Origin of the sequence: Vibrio algarum (assembly GCF_028204155.1) — a bacterium.
Lineage (GTDB): Bacteria > Pseudomonadota > Gammaproteobacteria > Enterobacterales > Vibrionaceae > Vibrio > Vibrio algarum.
The window spans coordinates 2962730-2988356 of record NZ_JAQLOI010000001.1 but is presented as its reverse complement, the minus strand read 5'-3'; the positions used below and the strand labels follow the sequence as shown (position 1 = coordinate 2988356).

Below are 25627 nucleotides of genomic sequence, written 5' to 3'. Positions count from 1 at the left end.
GCAATACTCAATGACCCACAAACTGACATTACAACAACTTGAATCCTTCCTTTGGGAAACAGCTGATATCCTTCGTGGCAATATGGATGCCTCTGAATTCAAAGACTATATCTTCGGTATGATGTTTCTAAAGCGCATGTCCGATGCGTTTGAAGAGGAACAAGAGAAAGTAATTCAGTACTATCTAGACAAAGGTAAAACGAAAGCTCAAGCAGAAGATCTGGCAGATGACGAAGATGAATACGATGACACCTTCTACATGCCGGAAAACGCTCGTTGGTCTGCGCTTAAAGATTTAAAGCACAACATTGGTGAGAGCCTAAACAAAGCAACTGAAGCGATTGAAGAACACAACTCTGCGCTTGAAGGCGTGTTGGTGACTATCGACTTCAACATTAAGAACAAGCTTACTGATGCTAAGTTGCGTGATTTGCTCTCTCATTTTAGTCAGCACCGTCTACGCAATGAAGATTTTGAGCGCCCAGATATGCTGGGTACCGCTTACGAATATCTAATCAAAATGTTTGCCGACAGCGCTGGTAAAAAGGGTGGCGAGTTTTATACCCCTAGCGAAGTGGTACAACTGCTGGTGGCACTATTAAAGCCCCATGCGGGCATGCGTATTTACGATCCAACCACAGGGTCGGGTGGCATGTTGGTGCAAACCCGTAACCACCTTGCTAAAAATGGTGAAAATGCGTCAAACCTATCGCTATTTGGGCAAGAGATGAACCTAAATACGTGGGCGATTTGTAAGATGAACATGTTCTTACATGGTGTACAAAGTGCCGATATTCGTAAAGGCGATACTCTGCGTGAGCCTAAGCACACAGAAGGCGGCGAGCTAATGAGCTTTGACCGCGTAATCGCTAACCCACCGTTCTCACTTAAAAAGTGGGGTAAAGACGAGTGTGATAGTGATGGTTTTGGTCGCTTCCCTTATGGCACACCACCAAAAGATGCGGGTGATTTAGCCTTTGTTCAGCACATGATTGCCAGTACCAACAATGAGGGTATGGTCGGTGTGGTTATGCCTCATGGTGTGCTATTCCGTGGTTCAAGTGAGAAGGCTATCCGCCAAGGCATTTTGGAAGACGATTTGCTCGAAGCGGTGATTGGTCTGCCATCGGGCTTATTCTACGGTACGGGCATTCCTGCATGCTTGCTTATTATCAATAAGAACAAAGCTGCTGCTCGAAAAGGTAAAGTCCTGTTCATTAACTCAGAGCTTGAGTTTGAAGAGGGCAAAAACCAGAACAAACTGCGCGAGCAAGACATCACCAAGATTGTTGAAACCTTCGAAAGCCATTCATTTGAAAGCAAGTGCGATATTAAACGCTACGCAAAAGTGGTGAACTTTTCAGAGATTGCCGAGAACGACTTTAACCTTAATATCCGTCGCTATGCCGATACTTCGCCACCAGCCGAGATCTTTGATGTACGCGCGATTCTTCATGGCGGCGTGCCAGTGCGTGAAGTAGAAGACGAATACATTCAAGAAGAGATCATTCAAGGTTTTGACCTGTCGGTTGTATTCGATAAGAAAGGCAACGACTACTACGTATTCAAGCCAAGCATTGAAAGTAAAGAGCAGATCCGTGAAATTGTTGGTGATGTAGAGGCTAAAGTTATCAGCCAGCTAGAACGCTGGTGGGATAAATACCAAGTATCACTTCATGAACTAGATGCTCAAGTAACGGAAGCCGAGCAGGTGATGCAAGGTTACTTGAAGGAGCTGGGTTATGAGTAATAGCATTACCTCGCCATTTGGAGAGCTTCCTAGTGATTGGGTATATCAGCCTGTCGTGAACTATGTTGAGTTTTTGACGGGACCTGCTTTTGATAGCAGCAAATTTAATACTGATCGATTTGGCGCTAGGCTCGTTCGTGGAATTAACTTAACCAGAGGGGCGACTCGCTGGGCGGAAGAAAAAACAAAGTATTGGAATGTTAACCTTGAAGAACTGAAGAAGTTTCAATTAGCTGAAATGGATATTCTCATTGGTATGGATGGTTCTCTTGTCGGAAAAAACTACGCATATCTAAAAAAGTCAGATCTTCCTGCTTTGCTAGTTCAGCGAGTTGCTCGGTTAAGAGCGAAGGAACAATTAGATTCCAAGTATCTCTATTATATGTATGGAACAGATTCTTGGGTAGATTACGTTGAAATAGTAAAAACAAGCTCAGGAATACCGCATATTTCCAATGGAGATATTAAGAATTTTCTATTCCCTTTCCCACCACTCCCAGAACAAAAGAAAATCGCCGCTATCCTCACCTCAGTTGATGACGTGATAGAAAAAACACAGGCGCAAATCGACAAGCTCAAAGACCTGAAAACAGGCATGATGCAAGAGCTACTCACCCGTGGTGTCGGTGTGGATGGTAAACCACATACCGAGTTTAAAGACTCGCTAGTGGGAAGAATTCCGAAAGGGTGGGAGGTTGTAAAGTTAGGTGATAAAGCCTCACTGATTCCCGGTTTTGCTTTTAAGAGTACAGATTTTGTGGCTAATGGAGTGCCATTGATTCGAATGGGAAACCTTTATAACAACAAACTAGATCTGACTAGAGCACCCAAATATCTTCCTTTTGATTATATAGAGAAGCATCCTAAGTTTGCGGTTAGGGAAGGTGACATTGTGTTCTCAATGACCGGAACATCTGGGAAGGAAGATTATGGGTTTGCAGTTCAGGTGCCAAATGGGACGAAATCATGTTTGTTAAACCAGCGGGTTGCAAAAGTAATAGCAGGTGAAAATGCAGTTAACAATTTCCTCCTACACTTAATGCGCTCAAGACTGTTTCTAGATGAAATTTACGCAGTAGGTACAGGAACAAAGCAGGCTAACCTCTCATCAGCAAATATTTTGAATGTAGTGTTGCCTTTTCCTTCTCTTGGAGAGCAGACAGCAATTTCTAAAGTACTTGATTCAATTGAAGGCAGAGTGCTAGTTGTTGCTAAAAAGCTAGAGAAGTTGAAGCTTAAGAAAAAAGCCCTAATGCAAGACCTCCTCACAGGCAAAAAACGAGTCAAGGTAGACGGCTAATGCTAAAAGCAATTCTTCACGGTAAAGCAGGACGCATAGAACACAACAAGGATGAGTCGGTCAGTTGGTCACAACTGTTTAAAGCCCGTGAAGACTTGTTGACTTCAACAGTGTTCGAACGCTTCGCTTATTTGTCTACACCAGTACAATCCAAGTTATTACAAAACTGGCTTGGCACTGAGACCGAATTTCAAGGCTTTGAACATATTGACTATTGGCCGAGCTATTCACTGAGTGCTAATGAAAAGAGAAGGCGGGTTGAGCCTGATTTAGTACTCAAGTTTGAAACTGCCAATGTAATTGTTGAAATAAAACCACCAGCAGGTGGAAATCAATGTAAGAAACAATGGCAGCGTGAGATTGAATCCTTTGTGCAATCTGGGGAGCGAGACCATCTTCCTCTCTACTTTCTCGCGATTGGTCGAGCACCAGATAGGGCTACCTTATCTCGTTGGTTTACTGAGTTGAAAGACGCGTATCCTGAAGTATTGAATGGTATTAATGCACTGAACTGGCAACCTGCTGTTAATAGCATTTTGGAACTGAATAAAAGTGATTTACCCAATGATCAGGATCGTAGGATTATCGAAGACATATTACAGGTAGCACGCCTTTATAAATTGAAAATTCAGTTTTATAGCTGGTCTTCACTTCTCGATAAGCCTCTGCCAGCACTAACAATGAACCATTCCATATTAAAAATTAAATCAATTAATCATTGGGATGAACTCTTAATGGGAATTGAAAAAAACACATTGTCATTAAAGGATATAGAACAATGGAAAAGGTAGATAAACTTTTACTACAGGTTCGTACTGCACACCGATTATTAGCCGCTTACTATCAACGCTTACTACCAACTATTAGTGATATGGCGAGCCAGCTCGACCTTTCGTTTTATTATTGGGGTAATGCTGATTTTAATCTTCCTACCGCGGCTCGCTACGATATTACCGCTTGTTGGCAATGGGATTTACTTCCTGGTCTGAATACGAGTTTTATATATGGTTGGTTTAAGAACAAAGATAAAGTTCAAGTTGGTGAATATTTAGTTGAATTTATGGTGGTGTCAGACACGGCTATAGATACAAAGTTTCAAGGTCACAAGTCTGAGCCTGATGCACTAAATTTATCACCTAGGGTTGGTGATGCAGAAAGTATAATAAGGATAACCGTCTGTGCACCTTGGAAAGCATTTAATGAAAATTGGTACAATGCAGTTTGGAGGGGATCTGCTTACCCCGAATTTTCTGATCAACCAAAAGCAGAAAAAGATACCAATGATGGTTACTGTTTTCTTACTGGGTTTGAATGCCCTTTATCCGAAGTGATGTCTGACGAAGGCGTGGAGAGAGTTATATCAAGAACCAAGCTTTATATAGAAAGCTCAGTTGCAGCAGCAAAAAAGGAAAGTCAATTGGTTGTGGTGACCTAATGGCAAACAACGAATTCCATAAGGTAGAAGCGCCTGCGATTGCCCAGCTTGTTAAGCTTGGATGGCGTTACGTTCAAGGTAAAGCCCTTGCCCCTGAACATGCCAACCAAGAACGGGCTTATCTGCGTGACGTGATTTTGGTTAAACGCTTAGAAGCGGCGATAAAACGCATCAACCCTTGGGTAAGCGATGAGAACCTACGCAAAGTATCAAGGGAAGTGACTCACCCTAGCTTTGCTGCCTTAATGGAGTACAACCACGCCTTCTACCAAACCATGGTGAATTACCTATCAGTAGAGCAAGATTTAGGTAAAGGGCGCAAAGGGCAAACCGTTAAACTTATCGACTTCGATACCCCTGAAAATAACGAGTTTCTGGTAACTAACCAGTTTAAAGTGGAAGGGGTAAACCAAAAAATCATTCCAGATATTATTTGCTTTGTTAATGGTATCCCTCTTGCGGTGATTGAGTGTAAGTCACCGTACATTTCTGACCCAATGAGCCATGGCATTGACCAGCTTCGCCGTTACGCTGATTTGCGTGAGCAGCAAGAGGGAGAAGGTGCAGAGAAGCTGTTTTGGTACAACCAATTAATGGTGTCGACCTGTCGTGATCAAGCCAAAGTCGGCACAATTAGCTCAAATAGTCAGCATTATGGTGATTGGAAAGACGCTTACCCATTTAGTGATGAAGAGTTAGCTACGCAATCGCTGCAAGATAATGTAGTGACGTTTCGTTCTGCGGTGGAGGTTCAATTCCCTGATGAAGTGTTAGACGATGACTCTGATGCTGAAAACCAAGTCGAGCTTATGCAGGTAGCAGAAGAAAAAGCCAGTTACGACGTTCTAACCTATGTGACAGCTCAGCAACGTTTGCTCGCAGGTATGTTCAGCTTAGAGAATTTTCTCGATATTCTGCAAAACTTCATTTTGTTTGAAACCGATGACGGCAGGATGATTAAAAAGGTTGCCCGTTATCAGCAGTACCGTGCGGTAAACAAAGTGATCGAACGTGTAAAAACGGGTATAGACCGAAGGGATAAATCTGGCGTTGTCTGGCATACGCAAGGGAGTGGTAAATCACTCACCATGGTTATGCTAGCGGTGAAGATGCGTCGAGACCCAGAGCTACAGCAATATAAGTTGGTATTTATTACCGATAGAACCCAGCTCGATGAACAGCTTTCCAATACCTTCCGTGATGCACAAGGCGAGACAGTCTATAACGCTGGCTCTGTTGCCGAGTTAAAAGAGTTACTCAAAAAAGAGAGCTCTGATTTGGTGACCGCCATGGTGCAAAAATTTGCTGACTTGGAAAAAGAGCAAGAGAAGACAAATTCAGCCAGCGTTGCAGAGGGCTTTGCTGATCTAAACCCGAGTGAAAAAATCATAGTGTTAGCGGATGAAGCGCACCGAACTCAATTTGGTGGGCTGGCAATGACTATCAATGCAGCACTGCCTAACGCACCTAAAGTGGGCTTTACAGGTACGCCTTTGCTTAAAACGCAGAAGATGGGGCAGGCATTTGGTGGTTACATTGATGAGTATAAGATTAACCAGGCGGTAGAAGATGGCGCAACCGTACGTTTGCTGTATGAAGGCAGAGAAGTGCAATCGGAAGTCGCTGGAGAGTCGCTAGATAAGTTATTTGAAGAGTACTTTGGTGAATATGCCGAAGACGAACAGCGTGAAATAAAGAAAAAGTATGGGGTAGAGCGTGCAGTTCGTGAAGCGCCTGCCCGTATTCGCTGGGTATGCTTAGATTTGCTTAAACACTATAAAGAACACATTCGTCCTGATGGCTTTAAGGCGATGATTGTTGTTGGTAGCCGTCATGCTGCGGCTATTTTTAAAAAGACACTTGATGAGCTTGGTGCCCCACCTTCAGAGGTGATTATTTCAGGTGACCATAACGATAAGAGGTATATCGCGCAGCATACCGATAAAGTGCATCAAAAGAAGGTAATTGCTAACTTCAAGAAACCATTTGGTATTGATAAAGCGGGAACTGAAGAGAAAAACAAGAAGTTTGATAACACCGCATTTCTTATCGTTAAGGATATGCTGCTAACAGGCTTTGATGCGCCTATTGCTCAAGTCATGTATATCGATCGAAAGTTACAAGATCACACGTTAATGCAGGCTATCGCCCGTGTGAACCGTACATACAAAGGCAAGAACTGCGGTTATGTTGTTGATTACTTTGGGCTAGCAGCGCACTTAACAGAAGCATTAGAGCTGTTTAGTAGTGATGATGTGGAAGGGACTTACCAAAGCCTGAAAGATGAAATCCCTAAGCTAAAAGCGAAACACACTAGAGCGATGTCTTTCTTCACCAATGTGAAAAGCAATGATATTGATGATTACGTTTTAGCACTGAAAGATGAAACTACTCGTGCACAGTTCGATCTCGCCTTTAAGCTGTTCGCCAAGCAACTCAATGTGATATTACCTGATGCCAGTGCTGCCCCTTTCATCCCTGATATGAAGTTACTCGGTAAGGTTCACAATGCATCAAAAACACTCTATCGAGATGCTGGGTTAGATATGCGCGAGATAGGTGAAAAGGTTCGCCAATTGGTGGATGAGCACATTCTAAGTACAGGGGTCGACCCTAAAATTCCTCCGGTTGATTTACTCGCAGCGAATTTCAAAGAGACAATCAAACCAACCAAGTCAGATGAGTCTAAAGCATCGGAGATCGAGAGTGCCATTAAGCATCATATCACTATCAATCTAGATGAAGACCCAGAGTACTACCGTTCGTTGAGTTTACGATTGCGCGATATTATTGAAAAGACCCATGGACAGTGGGAGTTGCAATTAGAGCTATTGCTTGAAATGACCGATGATATAGGCACCGCCCATCAGCAAGCAGCGCAAGATATCGGTTTATCTGAAACAGAGTTCGCTTTTTATAATATTTTAATTGCTGAAGTGACTGGGGCAAGTGATGGAGATGTGATTGACGAAGTCATTCATGACGCGATTAAAGCAACAATACAAAGTCTAGTGATTATGCTGAACGAGGCGACAGAGATTGTTGATTTCTTCGCTAAGCAAGATGAAATAAAGCGCATGAAAAAAGAGATTAAAAGGTCTGTCCCCGATCTTTTGACGGATGGTATGGAGTCGAAAGCAAGGAAGGCGTTTATAGCGGTTATTCAAGACCGATTTATGGATTTAGCCAAGCATAAGTTTGGTAAATAAGTGAACAAGCGCAAACCTATGAACAAACATGAACCTGAGCTTATCCATACGGAAGCTTACAGTGTGCTGGTGGAACGTACCTCTCGCAGAAAAACCGCATCTATCAAGGTTGATGAAGGGGAAGTGATCATCATTGTCCCGAAGCTACTTCAGCAAGACAAGATAGATAAAATTCTTGTAGATAAGCGCAGTTGGATAGTAGAGAAGTTAGCTCTTTACCAAGCCACCAGCCCTGCGACAATACGAGAGTATGTGTCAGGTGAGTCATTGCCATACCTCGGGCGTAACTATCGCTTAAAAGTGCTTACGGGAGATTTAACGCCTACGAAATTACTTAATGGGCGTATTACAGTTACCGTTCCAGAACCGTCCACTCAGTCACACTATGTTCGTCGTGCATTGGTCAAATGGTATAAGCGCCATGCTGACAAGAAAATTCGTGAAAAAGTATGGCGATATGAGTCGTTGGTGGGTGTTGAAACTGGTGTTGTTCGTACTAAAGAATTTAAGAGTCGTTGGGGTAGTTGTACTCCATATGGTGACTTAGAGTTCAATTGGGTGATTGTTATGGCTCCCAACCGAGTGGTTGATTACGTAGTGGTGCATGAGCTGTGTCATCTTATTCATCACGACCATTCACCTCAGTTTTGGAAGGAGGTTGAGCGAGTGATGCCCGATTACAAAGAACACAAAGATTGGTTGAGAGAGTACGGGCATGGGTTGAGTATTTAAGCTTGAAATGAATGAGAGAATTTTGTCTAGTTATATTTTCTAAATGATGCTTTATTTCTTTCATATATCAAGATAGTTTTGATAGCAGATAACGGTATATTTGAGAAGCAAGCACCTTCGGCATGAGGGATGAAATTTCTAAAATCTGACTCTCTCCAATGATTAGTTGCATTTTCGGCGGACCAGAAATTATTTTTAATGCTTTCAATGTCAATTTCTAACCATACAGTACCATTCCAATTTGAATTTCCAGGAATAAAACGGAAGACAGCTTTATTTTTAGTCGCATTAGATTTACGTAAATCAAATAAGCTTATTCCTTTAAGGGATTGAATAAATGGTTCCGCATTTTTTCGGCTTCTGGTTATCAAGCATTCTTCAGGTGGTTCTGTACAAATGGCCCCTGTTTCTTTAATTAATTGCCAGTTTTTTGTGCTTGTCGAGTGCCATATACTTCCGTTTAGTTCTTTAGGTATTTTATACATTATTGCCTCTCAGGTTGATTAAATTATTATTTTATGTTATTCGCGCGGAGTTTCTCACTCTAGGTGATCAACGCCGTTAAATATCATTTCAAATTCTCGTTCAAGTTCAGAACGTCCGTTTTCACATAGCTTAATATGTGATGGTTTAGGATCAGCTAGAAACATAAAGCAGTATGTATCTGATCTGTCTGGTGATTTTATGTTTAGCCTGTCTCTCATCTCCTTTTTTGATGTTATTACCCATTGGCCAGTTTCGTTGAGGTGAGCAGGTAGTCGACTGATTTGTTCTTTAGTTTTTTCACTGTTATCTATTTGAATTCGGCCTGTTTTGAACGCATTTCGCATCATTATGTGGCTGTATGCTCTCTTGTTGATAAAACGGCTTTTTTGATTTGAGCTAAAAAGTGGTTTCCCCCACCTTACTTCTTGTACGTTAATACCTAACTCTCTAGCCACTTTGACCGTGGAAAAGCCAACACCATCACCATCAATGAGTACGGAAATATTTTCAGGTATGTATGGCTCGATAGCTTTTTGAATTTCGTATGCGAAGTCAATTGGGTCGATTTCACTACTCATCTCCAAGATAGAGTGGGATTTAACTTTACGATCTTCCGGTTTATCGCAGGAGACTTTGCAAATAGTTATCACCGATTTATCTCGCCCATTCCCAACATCACATGCTGCAACCCAACCCCACTCTTCGCCTAAAGAAATATTTAGCATTGTGGAGCGTTCGCATTCAGCTCTTGATATTAAGTAACCACCAGCATTATCAGGGAAGCGACCTAGAACTTTTATTTGATACTCTGCGCTATCCTCACCGCTATATGAAATAAGCTTTTCACCGATAAACTCCGGTGTAACCAATGGAGATTCTTCAGAGTTCAATGTTATCGCATCCCATATCCCATTGGGGTTATCTGGCGTTTTGGCTAAACGATGATGAGTGTCATAGAAGAAACCTGAGTTACGAGTTGGTTGGCTCAGTAAACACATGTTGTTGTGTTTTTCTGTTAATGCCGCGCTTAATACTTGCAAAGCCTTGTCGGATAGCCCACTAGCTTCGTCAACCACCACTAAATATGTGTGACAATGTTCTCCTGCTAAAGATTCTTCATTTCCAGCTTTTGCAGATTTAGCTATACAACTCCATACCCCTTTGTGACCTACCGCATAAAATTCACGCTCATTGAGAGCGAAATAATCTTGAATCCAAGGTAGTGAACGGCAAATAGCCTTGAAGTTAATCTTCAGGTATTTCCATATAACGTTACGCACTTGTGCAGCATTGTTTGCTACGATGACCACGCGACTTTCCGGGTTCAAAATGATGAAAGCAAGAATCAATATGCTAATCATATCTGATTTTCCTGTTCCATGGCCGCTAGATACAGTTACTCTCGCTCCTAATTTTTGAAGAGATTTAATTATACGCCTCTGCTGGTGGGTCGGCGGCTTTCTTACGACTGCGACAGCGAACCCTAACCAATCAGCCTGAAAATCTTTGAGAAGCTGTAAATACCTACTATCTCCATAAAGCGATCTACTTTGTTTAGTCATTTTGAATTTCGCCCGAGAATATAGAATTGTTAATTCGTTTTTTTACCTTTGCTACTTCGTTTTTTCGTAGCTCTATTGTTAACGCTTCACGTTGATTAGTTTGTTGGTATTCTTTTAGAAGTTCGTTGATTTGTTGCCGATCTAATCCTAAATCTGATTCCTCTTTATTTGGGGTAACTATTTCTAACTGTAGTAGGTCTACAACAAACTGAGGAAGCTTACCTAGTTCATTCAGTTCAAATTGGTAAGCAACGTCAAGAGCTGAAAGGCTATTGTTCTGCAACTTTTTAAGGATTCGTTTTCTTGCATTTTTTTGTTTTGTAGTAAGTCCTTTTGTATTTTGTTGTTGATGTTCAACCGCTTTTAGTAGTTGAGGTACGATGCGGGCGGCTCTATCTGCACATGACAAGGATACAGCTAAAGCTTGTGCTTTCTCCCCTTCTTCATACAGCTCCTGCATTAAGTCACCACCAATTGTTGCTATGTTGGTTAGCTGCCCTTTGAGTAGACCAACTTCGAACCCTAAATCACTATCTAACGCTGCTTGCATAATCGTTTCTGGTACTTGGAGCGAATACCCACCATGTGTTAAAGCGGCTTTATTGTTTCGAATAAACGTCGCTCGCGATGTCTCGGGGTCTAGAAGGAAGTCGACTCCTTCTTTAGCTTTGTATTTTGATTTCAATGTCTTCCCTCTTTTACTGGATTACTAATGTCGTTCTATATGAGTTCACTGTCTCATTAATTAAGGGGGTTTTTGGTTCAAATCCGGATAGGAATGACCTAGTTGTAGTAGTTGTTTCAACCAAGGGTATGAGGTCTCTATATTCAAATTACCAATAGAGAAGTATTTTGGCGTTGAAATAGAGCTTGTAGGATCGAGGGTGTACGGTATAGACGATAATGTTACTTCGCACTCACTGTTCTTATTCGAACTTGTCCAAGAGCTACTTTCGTTAGGCTTAGAATTAGTCGAACCAAAATGTCTATATGGAGCACCACGCTTTTTGCCATGCCACTTTGCTAAGTAGCTGACCCTGTAGATAGCACGTTGCAAGGTTTTTGGATCATCTAGGCGTAGTATGTAGGTATTATCTGAGAGGTATGGAATAGTGCCACCAGCTAGTTCTAACCATAAACGGCGTGCAATTTTTAAAATGTTGAAATCACTACGAAAAGCATTGTTGTTCAAGAACAAACAACAGTGGTAATGAGGGTAAGGTGATGTATTTTGCTCTCTGACCCACATGAATTCGAAGATAGGGTAGTGACCATGATGATCTAACTTAGCAATTTCGCGTCTAAGTTGTTTTTGAAATAACGACATAAGCTTATTGTCGTTAGGATTTGATTTTATATGAAGATCAAACCTTATCTTTAGTACACGTTTACTCTTAGTCAGTGTAAAGTCGATCAGTTCACAAGCTCGATCTACAAAGTCGTAGTTCATTCCATCAGTACATTGATAGATAATGAAAACTACATCCTTGTACACATGTGTTTGGTAGGCTTTATCAGACGACATAGAACACCATAGTATTAGTATTTACCCAAGATTTTGTTAAGTAATCGATTTTGCTAGTACCTTATTTACAAAGGTTTTAGTTAGTTTTAGCGGCTGGAAAATTAGCTATCTAGCTTACGAACCAGCCATTGCTCATAGTGAAACCTTGAGAAACCAATTGTTCTACCTCTGTGTTTTATTGCAGAAGGAAAGTCATCATCTTTAGCCCACTCTTTAATGGTGCGAACGCTTCTGTTAACTATTTTGCTCATTTCTTTAAAAGTAATTAGGTCAGATGGAGGGTTCTTAGCAAGAAAGAAGTCCATAGGTTGAAGTTGTTTGCTTGGTCTAAGCTTATTTGGACAACTCTTACAAGAAAGAGGGGCGTTGCCGCCCCTCGATTTGAGATTATTATCTGTTGGCATTTGGATGACCTCTATGACGTAAGTTCATTTTGCCATGCCAAAATTTCTGAAAGCTTCCAACCTACCGAGCGTGCTCCGAGAGATATTCTCTTCGGAAATTCGCCTTTTTTTCTTTCTCCCAACAAGTGGTGCGGGATATCCCAGTAATTGAAAGGCGTTCTGGCTCGCGGATGATTCGTTCTGAGATTGTTTGATTAAGCATCATAATTCCTTATGTGGTTTAGATAAGGCAATTGTGATGAATGGAGTGAAAAGACTCTCCCCTTTTTTGAGGCTTCTAAAAAAAGGGGAGAGTGGAGAACTAGACTTTGCTAGATACGAGTTGTTGAGCTACTTCTGGCTTAGTGAAAAGATGATGCTGCATTTGAGTTAGATGAGAGGTAGGCTTCGATAAAATATCTCGAGTTAATGAAATGGTTGTCCTTTCAAGTTGTTTTTCTGATTCCAAATACTTGTATGTCATATCGGGAAATATCGTCTGATAAAGTAGTTTTTGGGATATTTTAATCGTATGTGTATTTCCCCGTACCAATCGCTCCTGTAAAGACCAAATTAGAAGGTCTAGGTAAATGTGACAACGCTTTAAGTACATTGATGAAAGCTGTTTTGAAAACTGCGGAACCTTTTTATTGTTAGAACAACGCAGCTCAAGGTGGCTCCTTATTTGTCCCAGTAATACGTCAATAGGAGCAGTGGTGTTTTCTATTACTAATATTTCACCATTGAATCCTGTCGACTCATAGAGATACTGTGTTGCTTCTATATCAAAGTCACCGTCTGTATCATCCAAGGTCTCGTAACTTGAACTAATATGTAGGGCATCACTGATAGTCAATGACCTTACATTAATTTGGTTTGTGACAAATTCTTGCCTTATTGATGTGGTTACTATTGGGCTTGAGGATGTAATAGACTCCCATGCTTCACTAATAGGAAAAAATAGCTCATCGCCATCAGTAACTTCGTTGTAAAGCTGGATTCTGACCAATATTTGTTCAATGTAATCATATCTGGTGAGATATTGAAAACCTTTGTAGTGTTCAAAGTCGAACCAAGTCGGTAGCTCTTCTCTTACTTTGATCGTTTGTATTTTTGTCATCGTTTAAATTACTTTTAAATGTTTATTGTACTCAGCTAGACGTCCTGTTCTGGCTGTTTCTATATATTCACTCCACCAACACATAAGCACTCGTCGCTGTTCTAAGTAATCAGTCCGGTTATAAGCTCGCCGGACTTCATTTCCATCAATATGCGATAGCGCCGCCTCTATAGCATCAGGGTTAAAAGCTTGCTCATTCATAGCGGTGCTTGCAATGGATCTTAGTCCATGAGAAACAAGCTTTCCTTTGTAGCCCATTCTTTTAATTGCGGTATTTGCTGTTTGCGAGTTTATATGTTGTTTAGGGCCTCTATCTGATGGAAATATGTATTTTCTATTGCCACTGATAGGTTTCATTATCTCTAGTAATTCGAACATTTGGGGAGTAACCGGAATGGAATGTGCCCTTTTGTTTTTCATTCGCCATGCCGGAATATTCCAAAGGCGTTTTTCCCAGTCGATTTCTGACCATTCAGTACCTGCTGTTTCGAATGGTCGAGTCATTGTGTGCAACTGCCACTCAATAACGCAGCGAGTAGTGATTTTGATACTTGCTCTAGATAGGATTTTCATGAAAGTAGGTAACTCTTGGGGAACTATAGTTGGCATATGAGTTTTTTGGGAGCATGAAAAGCAGCATGTATCTTGGACAGAGGGTTTGCCTGTATAAGACCAGTATTTACTGCAAAACTCATTACCTCATTAATTCTTTGGCACAAGCGCTTAACTGTTTCTAGAGAGCCTTTGGCTGCAATAGGCCTAAGTGTCTTAATTGTTTGCATGGCAGTAAGGTTGCCAATGGGTTGCTTTCCTATACTTGGAAACACATGCAACTCGAAAGAACGCCAAATATCTGTAGCGTAATTTGCTGATATCGAAGATTTTTTTACTTCAAACCATGAGCTGGCAACTCTTTCAAAAGAGTGCTCATACTCAGATTTTATCTGCTGGTGGCGTTTATCTTTATCTTCTTTAGGATCTATTTCTTTGGCTAAAAGTGACAGAGCTTCCATACGTAATTTTCTTGCATCTGCAATACTAACTTCAGGAAAGCGACCAAATGAAATATTGGTGCGCTTTTTGGTAAATGGTTTGTAGTATTTGAATATCCACACTTTGTTCCCTGATGGTCTGACACTCAGCATAAGACCCTGACCATCACTCAGACTATATTCTTTGTCTGTAGGCTTGGTTTGATTAACTTTTGTGAATGTAAGTGGTTGAACTTGTTTAGCCATACAATGCTCCTAGTGTAGTACCAAGCTGTTGGTACCAAATTGGACTTGGTACTAAGCGTGGTACCAAAGCTCTCGGATGTAGTCATCCTTTTCGAACATTATAGACATAAAAAAGCCCGCTAGGCTATATGCTAAGCGGGCTTCCTAAACGTTCTAGAACATCTTTGAACATTGAATTGGTGGAGCTGGCGGGAGTTGAACCCGCGTCCGAAAATCATTCATCATTGGTACTACATGCTTAGTCGATCTTTAAATTCACCAACTACCTGCGAACCGACACGCTAGTAATTGACTATCCTGAATTATTATTCGCCGTTCATCTCTCAGGAGGGAAAATCCGGGCTAGCTAGTTTGGGTTTGATCCCTTGTTATTCCCCGTCTTACAAGCGGAAGCTAGGGCAAGAGAGCTCTTGGCAGGTTATTAAGCTGCTAGTGCGTAGTTTTCGTCGTTTGCGACTATTTTTTTGCGGCTTTTTACGTGGCAAACCGCACCACGGCATGCACCTCAGACTTCAGAATTCCCGTCGAATCCTAGATCAGCCCCAAGTGGTTCACGTGCATAGTAACAGAAAAGTACCTACTGTCTAGCCATTGCACGTTTAAGTGATTAAGTTTAACGCAACTTGCTCTTCATTATACGAGCTTTATCGCGTGCCCAATCTTTTTCTCTCATATCAGTGCGTTTATCGTGAAGTTTTTTACCCTTCGCTACACCAATTTTAATTTTAACCCAAGAGCGCGACCAATAGAGAGTTAATGCAGCAAGTGTCATGCCTTCTCGATTAATGCGTCCATACAAGTTATCCAGCTCTCTGCGAGATAGCAGAAGTTTACGGACACGAGTTGGGTTAGCAACAATATGTGTTGAAGCTTGATTTAAAGGGGTAATGGTCATTCCACTGATAAAGGCCTCGCCATCTCGCATATAAACATAGCTTTCTGCGATATTAACTTTACCTTGACGGAGTGATTTTACTTCCCAGCCTTGAAGTTCCATGCCTGCTTCTACCTCATCATCGATAAAGTATTCGTGGCGAACCTTCTTATTTTGAGCAATCGTGTTACTCGTAGTTTTGGATTTTGAATTTTTCTTTGCCATAATGGCTGCATTATACGGATTGACTCTCTGTTGGGGAATCCTTATTTTACGTATCCGCTTTGATAAATAATAAAAACCTTGTCTTTAGACGAGGAAAAGACGTAACGAGAAGTTTTATGCCACAAGTTAGACGATCTGCTTTGGTCTCTTTTAGTGCCAAACAGATGTATGATCTCGTCAATGACGTAGACAGTTACCCTGAATTTTTGCCAGGTTGCTCTGGTTCTAAAATACTAGAGCATAGTGAAGATACGATGAAAGCATCGGTTGATGTGTCGAAAGCAGGAATTAGTAAAACCTTTACTACTATTAATCGCTTAACTAAAGACGCCGTAATTATGATGGAGTTAGTCGATGGGCCGTTTAAGTCTTTAAAAGGGGGTGGTATTTTACTATGCTAGATGAGTGTGCTTGTAAGGTAGAATTGAAATTGGATTTTGAATTTTCGAGCAAGCTTATAGAAATTGCATTTGGTAAAATATTTAATGATCTAACCAACAATATGGTTAACTCTTTCACTCAAAGAGCGAAACAGGTTTATTAATCAGGAGAAGGCCTAAGTGATTCATGTAGAAGTGGTATATGCACTACCCGACGAACAGCGAGTGTTCACTCAGTTAGTGAGTAAAGAGCTTACAGTTGAAGAGATTATAAACCACTCTGGAATATTGGAGCTTTATCCTGAAATTGACCTTAAAAAAAATAAAGTTGGTGTTTTTAGTCGTAATGTAAAGCTAGATGCGACTGTTCGAGATAAAGATAGAATAGAGATTTATCGACCTCTTCTGGCCGACCCGAAAGAGATTAGACGTAAAAGAGCAGAACAAGCCAAGGCAAAAGGGAATGCAGACCCAGTCACTGGTGGTAAGCCAAACGAATTACGTAAGAAAGCTTAGCTTAAAGATTTGCGGTAACAAAATAAATATCCCCACTTGCGCGGGGATATTTTTAATGGAAATTCGGGTTATTTAGTTCAAGCCTTCGAAAAAAGCGTCTCCAGTAGGGAAATCCCCTTCAACGTTAAGTAACGTCCCAGTTTCACTAAAGTTAACAAAAAGGTTCTTCTGGATTGGGTCATGATGACCTTTTGTATGGTGGTAAATGTAATACCATGTATTCGGGTAGCCATTTTCCACTAACATAGGAGAACCTAATACATAGCGAACCTGTTCCTTTGTCATGCCAAACTTTAGTTGGTCGACGGCTTGTTGCTCAACGTAGTTACCTTGGTTTATATCTATTCGGTAAACTAACTTTTCTGCCAGAGTGCAGCCTGTAAGCATTGTTAAGGCTAGGGGGATGGCAACGAACCACTTCTTAAATCGCATAGTTGGAAATTCTTAATTAATAAATATATTCGTTAAAACTCGCCAGATGATAAACAAGGTTGGCCGAGAAGTAAAAGAGGTATTACCTCAAGTTGAATATATGACCGCGAAATTTGCTATTGGTTGCAATTAAATTGGCGAATATTAGCTTTGTGAACTAAGCCGCCAATAGTTCTTTAGCGTTTGCCATTGTCGATTTAGTAATCTGGCTCCCCCAAGTAGACGAGCTAGCTCCGAGATCCGTTGTTCCGTATTAAGGCTGTTCATCTGTGTTTCAGTTTTTCCGGCTTTAGTTTGTTTTGCTACAAAGAGTTGTTGGTGCCCACAACCTGCAACTTGCGGCAAATGGGTTACACACATTACTTGGGTAGATTCGCCTAACGTACGCAGCATTTTTCCAACAACAGCGGCTGTAGGTCCGCTAATACCAACGTCAACTTCATCAAAAATCAGGCTTGGTGTGTCTACTTTTTGAGCCGTGATAACCTGAATTGCGAGTGAAATTCGCGATAGTTCACCACCTGATGCTACTTTCGCAATAGGTTGTAAAGGTTGCCCTGGGTTGGTTGACACTAAAAAGGTAACGCAATCGATGCCCAGTGGTGTAGTACGGTTATGGTCTTGCTCTACGTCGATACAGAATTTAGCTTTCTCCATACTTAGCTCATGCATACTTTGGGTAATCAGTTTATTAAGTTCTTTCGCGTATCGGCTTCGGGATTTGCTCAGTTTTTCTGCACTGTTAATAAATTTTTGATGTTTCTTTTCGACTTCTTCCGCTATTGCTTCTAATCGTTCATCAGAGCAATCTAAATCCTCGATTTGTTTGAGTAGCTCCTGGTGATGGTTATATAAGTTGTCTGCTAAGACATGGTGTTTACGAGAAGTAGACATCACCTTGGAGAAGCGCTCTTCTACATAGGCCATTCTTTCTGGGTTAACGTCTACTTTGTCTAAGTAGTGCCTCAATTCGTTGTTTGCTTCTTCTACTTGAATAATGGCGTCATTTAACATCTGTGGTAGTGCATTTAGCGCACTGTCTAATTCAGCCAATTCAATTAATGTTTGGTTGGCAGACTGGAGCAGTTGTAATGCATTAACGTCTTCGCCTTCGTATAAAGTATGGATCGCGGTTTGGCAATTAGAAGCAAGCTCACCACTGTTGGATAAACGTTTGTGCTCTTGTTCTAACTCTGCGAACTCATCTTCACCAAGTGAAAGCTCGTTCAATTCTTTGATCTGGTATTCCAGTAGCAGTTTCTGTGCTTGGTTGTCTTGGCTGTTTTGTGTCAATTCGTTTAATCGATTTTTAGCCAGACGCCACTCTTGATAGTGAATGCGAGATTTATGGATTAATTCTGAATGGCCCGCATATTGATCTAACATAGAAAGCTGATAATCACTTTTCATTAGCTGGTGGTGCGCATGTTGTCCATGAATGTTGATTAGGTTTTGCCCTAAAGATTTTAATTGAGATAGGGGGACAGGACTGCCGTTAATAAAAGCTCTTGAACGACCATCTTTAGTGATAATTCGGCGAAGTATGCACTCACTGCCATCAAGAAGTTCGTTATCTTCTAGCCAGCGAGTAGCATGAACATTATTGTCTAGCAGAAAAGAGGCACAAACTTCGGTTTTTTCTTCACCTTGACGTACCATACCTGCTTCAGCTCTGTCTCCAAGACATAAGCCTAGAGCATCAATAGCGATAGACTTGCCAGCACCGGTTTCACCTGTGATGGTCGTCATTCCAGAGGAGAGCTCTAGCTGAAGAGACTTAACGATTGCAAAATTATTAACACTTAAATGAGCAAGCATCTTAGTAATCCTGTATGAATAAACAATACTGTATAAGAAGACAGTATATACTGTTTTTTTATACAGTAAAGTTGCTAGAATGACTTTTTTGTGAACAATTTAGTATTTTTGAAAATTATTTTGTACGTTAAATGTTCGTTTTCAATTAAAAAAGCTTGCTAGACCACCCCAGTTTATTTCGTAGGACATGGTAGTAGCTATATTCCTCGGGGTGTATCAGACTTAGTGTGTTTGTGCTTTGGAATATGTGGGCTTCATCACCGGGTGAAACCGGTAATGATATCTGGCCATCACAGCTAATTTCCTGAGTGCCTCGGTTGTCTGGAGACACCACCAATTTGACTTTTTTATTGCCGTCGACAACGAGTGGGCGGCTAGATAAGGTGTGTGGAAACATGGGAACGATGGAAATGGCGTTTAAGCTCGGGGACAAAATTGGGCCCCCACCTGAAAGAGAATAGGCCGTTGAGCCGGTTGGTGTGGCAACTATAAGACCATCAGATCGTTGTGAGAATGCGAAGGTATCATCAATATAGACTTCAAATTCAATCATGTGAGCTATCTTGCCTGGGTGAAGAACCACTTCGTTAAGTGCCGCGTTATGACTTTTTAATTGACCATGTCGATATACTTCGGCTTCTAAGAGAAAGCGTTCTTCTTCAACGTATTGCCCTTGCAGTACTTTTTTTAATGGTTCTTTAAATTCTTCAGGGTCAAGATCGGTCAAAAATCCAAGGTTGCCACGGTTTACACCAATGACAGAGATATCAAAACGAGAAAGCAATCTTGCTGCACCAAGCATATTTCCGTCACCACCTACAACAATGGCAAGATCTGCTTTTGAGCCAATATCGATGAGACTGGTAAAGTACTGGTCTTCAATATTTTCAAGAATTCCTCTTAGACGATCATCAATTACGGCGTCATAGCCTTCGGATATAAGCCAATGAAACAAATCTTTATGAGTTTGTACCGCTTTGTGATTTCTTGGTTTTCCGATTATGCCAATGGTTTTAAAAGGCTTTTTCATTAAGATAATCCAATTAAAGATGAAAGGGCGCGTTTAACGCTTGAATCATTAATATCAATCCCCATAATAAAGGCAACTAAATCCAATACGCGAGTTTTTTATTTAAGTTTAGGCGTCTGTATCTCTTTAATTAAGATGTTTGGGTTTAAAAACAGCCTGAGTTTGTAAACCGTGCGTTTGTAAACAGACAGCAGAACTTGCGTTAGAAATAGAATTTCGAAGTCTGGAGATATCATGAGCAACGAAGAAAACAAAGTAAACGAAGAAGAACTTAAGCAAGAAACTGTAGAGCAAGATCTTGAGTCCGATGTGGACGCTGTTGGCACAGACGGTGATATCGAATGGAACGAAGAAGATGCCATTGATGAAGAAGAGTCAAAGATAGCTCAACTAGAGGCTGCTTTACTACAAAGTGAAATGCGTATTAAAGAGCAACAAGACTCGGTTCTACGTGCGAAAGCAGAAGTCGACAACATGAGACGTCGCTCTGAGCAAGAAATTGATAAAGCACGTAAATATGCGTTGAATAAGTTTGCTGAAGAACTATTGCCAGTTATAGACAACTTAGAACGCGCTATCCAAGCAGCAAGTGTAGATAACGAAGCAGTTAAGCCTTTGCTAGAAGGCGTTGAATTAACACACAAAACCTTTATTGACACTATAGCTAAATTCGGTCTTCAAGAAATAAATCCAGAAGGCGAGGTGTTTAATCCTGAATATCATCAAGCGATGTCAATTCAAGAGAGCGCAGATCATGAACCAAATAGTGTTATGTTTGTAATGCAAAAAGGTTACCAGTTAAATGGTCGAGTTGTTCGTCCCGCAATGGTAATGGTTTCTAAATAGAAAACCTTTATCATAAAATGAATGGGCTGCTTTAGGGCAGCCCATTTTTGTGGAAAGAAAAAATTGTGAATGTTTTTTTATTCTTTCCCTTGAAAAGCTATTCATCGCCCTTATCTATGTGGCATACACAAAACAATCATTTTGAGATTGGGGTTGAATCCCCATTCTCCGTCCCCATTTAAGGGGATATAGAAATTGAATAACTGAATTTTCGGAGATAGTCTGATGGGTAAGATCATTGGTATTGATTTAGGTACTACTAATTCATGTGTTGCTGTATTGGACGGCGACGCACCACGCGTATTAGAAAATGCTGAAGGTGAGCGCACAACGGCATCCGTTATCGCTTATACAGATGGCGAAACGCTAGTAGGTCAACCTGCTAAGCGTCAAGCGGTTACGAACCCACAAAATACAGTATATGCCATCAAACGTTTGATCGGCCGTCGTTTTGAAGACGAAGAAGTTCAGCGTGATATTAAAATCATGCCATTTAGCATTGTTAAAGCTGACAATGGTGATGCTTGGGTTGAAGCGCAAGGCCAAAAAATGGCAGCTCCTCAAATCTCTGCTGAAATCCTGAAAAAAATGAAGAAAACAGCAGAAGACTTTCTTGGTGAGGAAGTGACTGGTGCTGTAATTACTGTACCTGCTTACTTTAACGATGCTCAGCGTCAAGCAACAAAAGATGCTGGCCGTATCGCGGGTCTAGAAGTTAAACGTATTATCAACGAACCAACGGCTGCAGCTCTTGCTTATGGCTTAGACAAAAAAGGCGGCGACCGCACTATTGCTGTTTATGACCTTGGTGGTGGTACATTTGATATCTCTATCATCGAAATCGATGAAGTTGAAGGCGAAAAAACATTCGAAGTACTAGCAACGAATGGTGATACTCACCTTGGTGGTGAAGATTTTGATAACCGCATGATCAACTACTTAGTAGATGAGTTCAAAGCTGAGCAAGGTATTGACCTTAAAAACGATCCACTTGCTATGCAGCGCGTTAAAGAAGCAGCAGAAAAAGCAAAAATTGAGCTGTCTTCAGCACAACAAACTGACGTGAACCTACCATACGTTACTGCTGATGCGACTGGTCCTAAGCACATGAACATTAAAGTGACTCGTGCGAAATTAGAATCACTTGTAGAAGATTTAGTTCAACGCACTCTAGAGCCACTAAAAGTTGCTCTTGCAGATGCAGACCTATCTGTTGGTGACATCAACGATGTTATCTTAGTAGGTGGTCAAACTCGTATGCCTATGGTTCAAGCTAAGGTTGCTGAGTTCTTTGGCAAAGAAGCACGTCGCGACGTAAACCCTGATGAAGCGGTTGCAATGGGTGCAGCAGTTCAAGGTGGTGTACTAGCGGGTGATGTTAAAGATGTTCTATTACTAGATGTTACTCCTTTGTCTTTAGGTATCGAGACAATGGGTGGTGTAATGACTAAGCTAGTTGAAAAGAACACAACTATCCCAACGAAAGCGAACCAAGTATTCTCAACAGCTGAAGATAACCAAAGTGCGGTAACTATCCACGTTCTTCAGGGCGAGCGTAAGCAAGCAATGTACAACAAATCTCTAGGTCAATTTAACCTAGAAGGTATTCAGCCTGCACCACGTGGCATGCCTCAAGTAGAAGTTACTTTCGACCTTGATGCGGATGGTATCCTTCACGTATCAGCAAAAGATAAGTCTACAGGTAAAGAGCAGAAGATCACTATCCAAGCTTCTGGTGGCCTAAGCGACGAAGATATCGAGAAAATGGTGCAAGAAGCTGAAGCGAACAAAGAAGCAGATAAGAAGTTCGAAGAGCTAGTCACTACTCGTAACCAAGCTGATCAAATGATCCACGGTACTCGTAAGCAAATCGAAGAAGCCGGTGAAGCACTTCCTGCAGAAGAAAAAGAGAAGATTGAAGCTGCAATCAAAGAGCTAGAAGACGTGAAGAATGGTGACGATAAAGAAGCTATCGACGCGAAAGTTCAAGCACTAATGACAGCCGCTCAAAAGCTGATGGAACTAGCTCAGCAACAAGCTCAAGCACAACAAGCTGACGCTGGCGCAGATGCGGGACAACAGCAAGCACCAGAAGATGATGTTGTAGACGCTGAGTTTGAAGAAGTTAAAGAAGACGATAAAAAATAATTGAATGGGAGAAGGGGCTCCTTCTCCTAGCTACCGTACTTCGAAAGGAGTGAGGTAAGCGGTAATTATTTGTAGTCTTAATATATGTTGCGGGCGTCGGAGTTATCTCTTTCGCCCGCAAATTTGTAAATAATGATTCGAACTAGATAATGGTTTATCACCTTTATCTAGTTCGATTTAAAGCAAGTAAACGGTATTTGAAAACATGTCGAAACGTGATTTTTACGAAGTCTTAGGCGTAAGCCGTGAAGCCTCAGAGCGAGATATTAAAAAGGCGTATAAACGTCTTGCGATGAAATTCCATCCAGACAGAAATCAGGATGATGATCAGGCTGGCGAAAAGTTTAAAGAAGTAAAAGAAGCGTATGAAATCTTAACCGATCCTCAGAAAAAGGCAGCCTATGATCAATACGGGCATGCTGCTTTTGAACAAGGTGGTGGTGGCGGCGGCTTTGGCGGTGGTCAAGGCGCTGATTTCGGCGATATCTTTGGTGATGTGTTTGGTGACATCTTTGGTGGAGGCCGCCGTGGTGGTGGTCAAGCGCGAGCACAACGTGGTGCTGACCTTCGTTACAATATGGAGCTCTCTTTAGAAGAGGCTGTTCGTGGCTGTGAAAAATCAATCGAGGTTCCAACGCTCGTTGAGTGTGAGGTTTGTGATGGTTCTGGAGCGAAGAAAGGCTCTAGTGCTCAAACATGTGGAACCTGTCACGGTCATGGCCAGGTACAAATGCGTCAAGGCTTCTTTGCTGTACAACAGACTTGCCCAACTTGTAACGGTAAAGGCAAAACGATCAAAGACCCATGTAATTCATGTCATGGACAAGGTCGTAAGCAGAAAACCAAAACACTTAACGTTAAGATACCAGCAGGTGTAGATACTGGTGATCGTATTCGTTTGTCTGGTGAAGGTGAAGCCGGCGAACAAGGTGCGGGAGCAGGTGACTTGTACGTGCAAGTTCATGTGCGTGAACACAATATCTTTGAGCGTGATGGAAACAACTTATACTGTGAAGTACCGGTGAGCTTTGCTCAAGCGGCATTGGGTGGCGAAGTTGAAGTACCAACGCTAGATGGCCGTGTAAACTTGAAAGTACCGGAAGAGACGCAAACAGATCGCTTGTTCCGTATGCGTGGAAAAGGTGTGAAAGGTGTTCGTGGTGGTGGTGTTGGTGATCTTATAGTGAAACTGGTTGTCGAAACCCCAGTGAAGCTAAGTGCTCGCCAAAAAGAACTGTTAAAAGAGTTTGAAGAGTCGTGCGGTGGCGCAGCTGCCAATAAGCACAAACCAAAATCAGAGGGCTTCTTTAACGGTGTTAAGAATTTCTTTGATGACTTAACGGGTTAAGCAGAAAAACTAGAAACAATCGAAAGCCACTCATTTGTAGTGGCTTTTTTGTGTCTGCGATTCGGCAAAATGTACGAGGAATGACGCCATTTCTAGAAGAAACTGACAGTCGTTTCATCTATTAATCAGAACTCTCCCTATCTTGAATTTATTCACCGTCTCATTTTATTTTCTTAGTGCTAGCATCCTTCTCATTATCATGAAAGGAGTTAGCATGAAGAATGGATTTACATTAATAGAGTGTTTTGTCGTTTTCTCAGTCACAGCCATTTTGCTCTCCATTGCCTTACCTAATATTCAAATGATTTGCCAAAACTATCAACTTAGGCAATTAGCGGTAGAACTGAAGGGATTTTTTATTCAAGCGCGAACGCAAGCATTGACGAGTCGGCAAGATCTTTGGATCCAGTATAGCTTGTTGGATAGTGAGGACATGAAGAGTTGGCGTGTGTCTCTTGTTAAAGATAACAAGCATTCAAGTAAAGGTAATGAACTTCTAGTTCTTCTAGGTACCAATACCTCTCTTTCTCCTTCATGGACATCACTCAAGATAGATGGAAGAACGGGCAGGGTTTTAGAAAATAGCCATCTAACATTTACAAATTCATTGCCACATGGCGTTACTCTCAAACTGCTAACACACAATGTCACTGGCAGGGTAAGGATATGTGCGATCGGGGCGAATTTTTATGGTTACCCCAAATGTTAGTGCAGCAAAAAAGTATCAATAGAACGAATGAAGTGGGATTTACGTTAGTTGAGGTGTTGGTGGCTAGCGCGTTAACAGCGTTACTTTTAACCGCTCTGACCTCGTTCACTATTTCGAGTACCTCAGCTGCTCAAAAAGAGATTCGATCAATTCTTCTTCGTAATACAGTGTCTGATTCTTTACGTTTTATACAGGATGACTTGAGAAGAGCGAGTTCTGTAATAAGCACAGAGTCTGAATTGCGATATGTTTATCAAGATGGTGGTGAACATCGCTTTACTGTAATTAAAGCAGATTACAGAGAACACAAACTTAAATACTGTTTAGATAAAATCGCGAAGCCGTTAATCAATAGTACTTGTCATAAATTTTATTCGATGTTTGATAATGACCAAGTGCGGTTAGTAAGTTTTACGGTCAAAGAGGGTCGGTTTAACCAGCTAAAAAACAATAACAAAACAACAAACCGCGTGTTGTATGAACTATCCGTGACAGCGGTTCTCCGTGAGCTTGATGAGCCGTTCAGCTTATCGGTGAGTATCGCTTCTCGCTAAAACTTAT

At 41.4% G+C, this 25627-nt stretch carries 21 protein-coding genes, 1 other RNA gene and 4 pseudogenes; 13 read left to right on the top strand and 13 right to left on the bottom strand.

Going from position 1 to position 25627, the window contains the following annotated elements; all coding sequences use genetic code 11:
• The first annotated feature begins 10 nt into the window (after nucleotides 1-10).
• From PGX00_RS13915 to PGX00_RS13890, 6 genes are read left to right on the top strand one after another with little or no spacing between them, the layout of a single operon-like run.
• Nucleotides 11-1750 carry a type I restriction-modification system subunit M gene (locus PGX00_RS13915; RefSeq protein ID WP_272137428.1) on the top strand — a complete coding sequence of 580 codons (1740 nt, stop codon included), beginning with the start codon at nucleotides 11-13 and terminating at the stop codon, nucleotides 1748-1750.
• The gene (locus tag PGX00_RS13910) at nucleotides 1743-3050 is read left to right on the top strand and encodes a restriction endonuclease subunit S (protein ID WP_272137426.1); all 1308 of its coding nucleotides are present in this window, start codon (nucleotides 1743-1745) and stop codon (nucleotides 3048-3050) included. The genes PGX00_RS13915 and PGX00_RS13910 overlap by 8 nt, the downstream gene beginning before the upstream one ends.
• Nucleotides 3050-3841, top strand: a complete 792-nt coding sequence (locus tag PGX00_RS13905; protein WP_272137424.1) for a hypothetical protein — start codon at nucleotides 3050-3052, stop codon at nucleotides 3839-3841. The genes PGX00_RS13910 and PGX00_RS13905 overlap by 1 nt, the downstream gene beginning before the upstream one ends.
• Nucleotides 3829-4485: a hypothetical protein gene (locus tag PGX00_RS13900; RefSeq protein ID WP_272137422.1), complete on the top strand. Its 657-nt coding sequence runs from the start codon at nucleotides 3829-3831 to the stop codon at nucleotides 4483-4485. The genes PGX00_RS13905 and PGX00_RS13900 overlap by 13 nt, the downstream gene beginning before the upstream one ends.
• Nucleotides 4485-7694 carry a type I restriction endonuclease subunit R gene (locus tag PGX00_RS13895; RefSeq protein ID WP_272137420.1) on the top strand — a complete coding sequence of 1070 codons (3210 nt, stop codon included), beginning with the start codon at nucleotides 4485-4487 and terminating at the stop codon, nucleotides 7692-7694. The genes PGX00_RS13900 and PGX00_RS13895 overlap by 1 nt, the downstream gene beginning before the upstream one ends.
• 18 nt (nucleotides 7695-7712) lie before the next feature.
• Complete coding sequence (locus tag PGX00_RS13890) at nucleotides 7713-8426, top strand: M48 family metallopeptidase (RefSeq protein WP_272137418.1); 714 nt, start codon at nucleotides 7713-7715, stop codon at nucleotides 8424-8426.
• Between the two features lie 26 nt (nucleotides 8427-8452).
• Here PGX00_RS13890 and PGX00_RS13885 read toward each other — a convergent pair whose 3' ends face one another.
• The 10 genes and pseudogenes from PGX00_RS13885 to smpB all read right to left on the bottom strand — a co-directional run bounded on the left by PGX00_RS13885 (nucleotide 8453) and on the right by smpB (nucleotide 15839).
• Complete coding sequence (locus PGX00_RS13885) at nucleotides 8453-8911, bottom strand: hypothetical protein (RefSeq protein ID WP_272137416.1); 459 nt, start codon at nucleotides 8909-8911, stop codon at nucleotides 8453-8455.
• Nucleotides 8912-8965: 54 nt separating this feature from the next.
• A complete protein-coding gene (locus PGX00_RS13880) occupies nucleotides 8966-10474 on the bottom strand; it encodes a terminase (RefSeq protein WP_272137413.1) in 1509 nt (502 codons plus the stop codon).
• Nucleotides 10467-11159 carry a hypothetical protein gene (locus PGX00_RS13875; protein ID WP_272137411.1) on the bottom strand — a complete coding sequence of 231 codons (693 nt, stop codon included), beginning with the start codon at nucleotides 11157-11159 and terminating at the stop codon, nucleotides 10467-10469. The genes PGX00_RS13880 and PGX00_RS13875 overlap by 8 nt, the downstream gene beginning before the upstream one ends.
• Before the next feature lie 60 nt (nucleotides 11160-11219).
• On the bottom strand, nucleotides 11220-11999 hold the full coding sequence (locus PGX00_RS13870; RefSeq protein WP_272137409.1) for a YagK/YfjJ domain-containing protein: 780 nt from the start codon (nucleotides 11997-11999) through the stop codon (nucleotides 11220-11222).
• Nucleotides 12000-12100: 101 nt separating this feature from the next.
• A complete protein-coding gene (locus PGX00_RS13865) occupies nucleotides 12101-12403 on the bottom strand; it encodes a helix-turn-helix transcriptional regulator (protein ID WP_272137407.1) in 303 nt (100 codons plus the stop codon).
• A gap of 11 nt (nucleotides 12404-12414) precedes the next feature.
• Nucleotides 12415-12605: pseudogene (locus tag PGX00_RS13860) on the bottom strand (helix-turn-helix transcriptional regulator).
• A gap of 99 nt (nucleotides 12606-12704) precedes the next feature.
• Complete coding sequence (locus tag PGX00_RS13855; RefSeq protein ID WP_272137405.1) at nucleotides 12705-13502, bottom strand: DUF6387 family protein; 798 nt, start codon at nucleotides 13500-13502, stop codon at nucleotides 12705-12707.
• A gap of 3 nt (nucleotides 13503-13505) precedes the next feature.
• Nucleotides 13506-14740: pseudogene (locus PGX00_RS13850) on the bottom strand (integrase domain-containing protein).
• Between the two features lie 177 nt (nucleotides 14741-14917).
• Nucleotides 14918-15284: a transfer-messenger RNA gene (gene ssrA / locus PGX00_RS13845) on the bottom strand.
• Nucleotides 15285-15353: 69 nt separating this feature from the next.
• Complete coding sequence (gene smpB, locus PGX00_RS13840) at nucleotides 15354-15839, bottom strand: SsrA-binding protein SmpB (protein WP_272137402.1); 486 nt, start codon at nucleotides 15837-15839, stop codon at nucleotides 15354-15356.
• Nucleotides 15840-15955: 116 nt separating this feature from the next.
• On the opposite strand from smpB, the pseudogene PGX00_RS13835 reads away from it, so the two are divergent.
• Nucleotides 15956-16383, top strand: a pseudogene (locus PGX00_RS13835) (SRPBCC family protein).
• A 16-nt stretch (nucleotides 16384-16399) separates the two neighbouring features.
• Nucleotides 16400-16735: an RnfH family protein gene (locus PGX00_RS13830; protein ID WP_272137399.1), complete on the top strand. Its 336-nt coding sequence runs from the start codon at nucleotides 16400-16402 to the stop codon at nucleotides 16733-16735.
• Nucleotides 16736-16807: 72 nt separating this feature from the next.
• Here PGX00_RS13830 and bamE read toward each other — a convergent pair whose 3' ends face one another.
• From bamE to nadK, 3 genes and pseudogenes are all read right to left on the bottom strand, one after another.
• Nucleotides 16808-17167: an outer membrane protein assembly factor BamE gene (gene bamE / locus PGX00_RS13825; RefSeq protein WP_272137397.1), complete on the bottom strand. Its 360-nt coding sequence runs from the start codon at nucleotides 17165-17167 to the stop codon at nucleotides 16808-16810.
• 157 nt (nucleotides 17168-17324) lie between these two features.
• Nucleotides 17325-18985 (bottom strand): annotated as a pseudogene (recN, locus tag PGX00_RS13820) (DNA repair protein RecN).
• 145 nt (nucleotides 18986-19130) lie between these two features.
• Entirely contained in the window at nucleotides 19131-20015 is an 885-nt protein-coding gene (gene nadK, locus PGX00_RS13815; protein ID WP_272137395.1) for an NAD(+) kinase, read from the bottom strand.
• A 234-nt stretch (nucleotides 20016-20249) separates the two neighbouring features.
• Here nadK and grpE point away from each other — a divergent pair, with 234 nt between their 5' ends.
• From grpE to PGX00_RS13790, 5 genes are all read left to right on the top strand, one after another.
• Complete coding sequence (gene grpE, locus PGX00_RS13810; RefSeq protein WP_272137393.1) at nucleotides 20250-20861, top strand: nucleotide exchange factor GrpE; 612 nt, start codon at nucleotides 20250-20252, stop codon at nucleotides 20859-20861.
• 225 nt (nucleotides 20862-21086) lie between these two features.
• A complete protein-coding gene (gene dnaK / locus PGX00_RS13805) occupies nucleotides 21087-23009 on the top strand; it encodes a molecular chaperone DnaK (RefSeq protein ID WP_272137390.1) in 1923 nt (640 codons plus the stop codon).
• 205 nt (nucleotides 23010-23214) lie between these two features.
• Nucleotides 23215-24357 carry a molecular chaperone DnaJ gene (gene dnaJ, locus PGX00_RS13800; RefSeq protein ID WP_272137388.1) on the top strand — a complete coding sequence of 381 codons (1143 nt, stop codon included), beginning with the start codon at nucleotides 23215-23217 and terminating at the stop codon, nucleotides 24355-24357.
• Nucleotides 24358-24571: 214 nt separating this feature from the next.
• On the top strand, nucleotides 24572-25066 hold the full coding sequence (locus tag PGX00_RS13795; protein ID WP_272137386.1) for a pilus assembly FimT family protein: 495 nt from the start codon (nucleotides 24572-24574) through the stop codon (nucleotides 25064-25066).
• On the top strand, nucleotides 25060-25620 hold the full coding sequence (locus PGX00_RS13790; RefSeq protein ID WP_272137384.1) for a prepilin-type N-terminal cleavage/methylation domain-containing protein: 561 nt from the start codon (nucleotides 25060-25062) through the stop codon (nucleotides 25618-25620). Before PGX00_RS13795 ends, PGX00_RS13790 begins: the two co-directional genes overlap by 7 nt.
• The last annotated feature ends 7 nt before the right edge of the window (nucleotides 25621-25627 follow it).

Coding starts and splice junctions, on each gene's coding strand:
- PGX00_RS13900 (WP_272137422.1), top strand. CDS start 3,829: ATGGAAAAGGTAGATAAACTTTTACTACAGGTTCGTACTGCACACCGA.
- grpE (WP_272137393.1), top strand. CDS start 20,250: ATGAGCAACGAAGAAAACAAAGTAAACGAAGAAGAACTTAAGCAAGAA.
- PGX00_RS13790 (WP_272137384.1), top strand. CDS start 25,060: ATGTTAGTGCAGCAAAAAAGTATCAATAGAACGAATGAAGTGGGATTT.
- bamE (WP_272137397.1), bottom strand. CDS start 17,167: ATGCGATTTAAGAAGTGGTTCGTTGCCATCCCCCTAGCCTTAACAATG.
- PGX00_RS13905 (WP_272137424.1), top strand. CDS start 3,050: ATGCTAAAAGCAATTCTTCACGGTAAAGCAGGACGCATAGAACACAAC.
- nadK (WP_272137395.1), bottom strand. CDS start 20,015: ATGAAAAAGCCTTTTAAAACCATTGGCATAATCGGAAAACCAAGAAAT.
- PGX00_RS13890 (WP_272137418.1), top strand. CDS start 7,713: ATGAACAAACATGAACCTGAGCTTATCCATACGGAAGCTTACAGTGTG.
- PGX00_RS13870 (WP_272137409.1), bottom strand. CDS start 11,999: ATGTCGTCTGATAAAGCCTACCAAACACATGTGTACAAGGATGTAGTT.
- dnaK (WP_272137390.1), top strand. CDS start 21,087: ATGGGTAAGATCATTGGTATTGATTTAGGTACTACTAATTCATGTGTT.
- PGX00_RS13885 (WP_272137416.1), bottom strand. CDS start 8,911: ATGTATAAAATACCTAAAGAACTAAACGGAAGTATATGGCACTCGACA.
- PGX00_RS13880 (WP_272137413.1), bottom strand. CDS start 10,474: ATGACTAAACAAAGTAGATCGCTTTATGGAGATAGTAGGTATTTACAG.
- smpB (WP_272137402.1), bottom strand. CDS start 15,839: ATGGCAAAGAAAAATTCAAAATCCAAAACTACGAGTAACACGATTGCT.
- dnaJ (WP_272137388.1), top strand. CDS start 23,215: ATGTCGAAACGTGATTTTTACGAAGTCTTAGGCGTAAGCCGTGAAGCC.
- PGX00_RS13895 (WP_272137420.1), top strand. CDS start 4,485: ATGGCAAACAACGAATTCCATAAGGTAGAAGCGCCTGCGATTGCCCAG.
- PGX00_RS13910 (WP_272137426.1), top strand. CDS start 1,743: ATGAGTAATAGCATTACCTCGCCATTTGGAGAGCTTCCTAGTGATTGG.
- PGX00_RS13915 (WP_272137428.1), top strand. CDS start 11: ATGACCCACAAACTGACATTACAACAACTTGAATCCTTCCTTTGGGAA.
- PGX00_RS13865 (WP_272137407.1), bottom strand. CDS start 12,403: ATGCCAACAGATAATAATCTCAAATCGAGGGGCGGCAACGCCCCTCTT.
- PGX00_RS13855 (WP_272137405.1), bottom strand. CDS start 13,502: ATGACAAAAATACAAACGATCAAAGTAAGAGAAGAGCTACCGACTTGG.
- PGX00_RS13795 (WP_272137386.1), top strand. CDS start 24,572: ATGAAGAATGGATTTACATTAATAGAGTGTTTTGTCGTTTTCTCAGTC.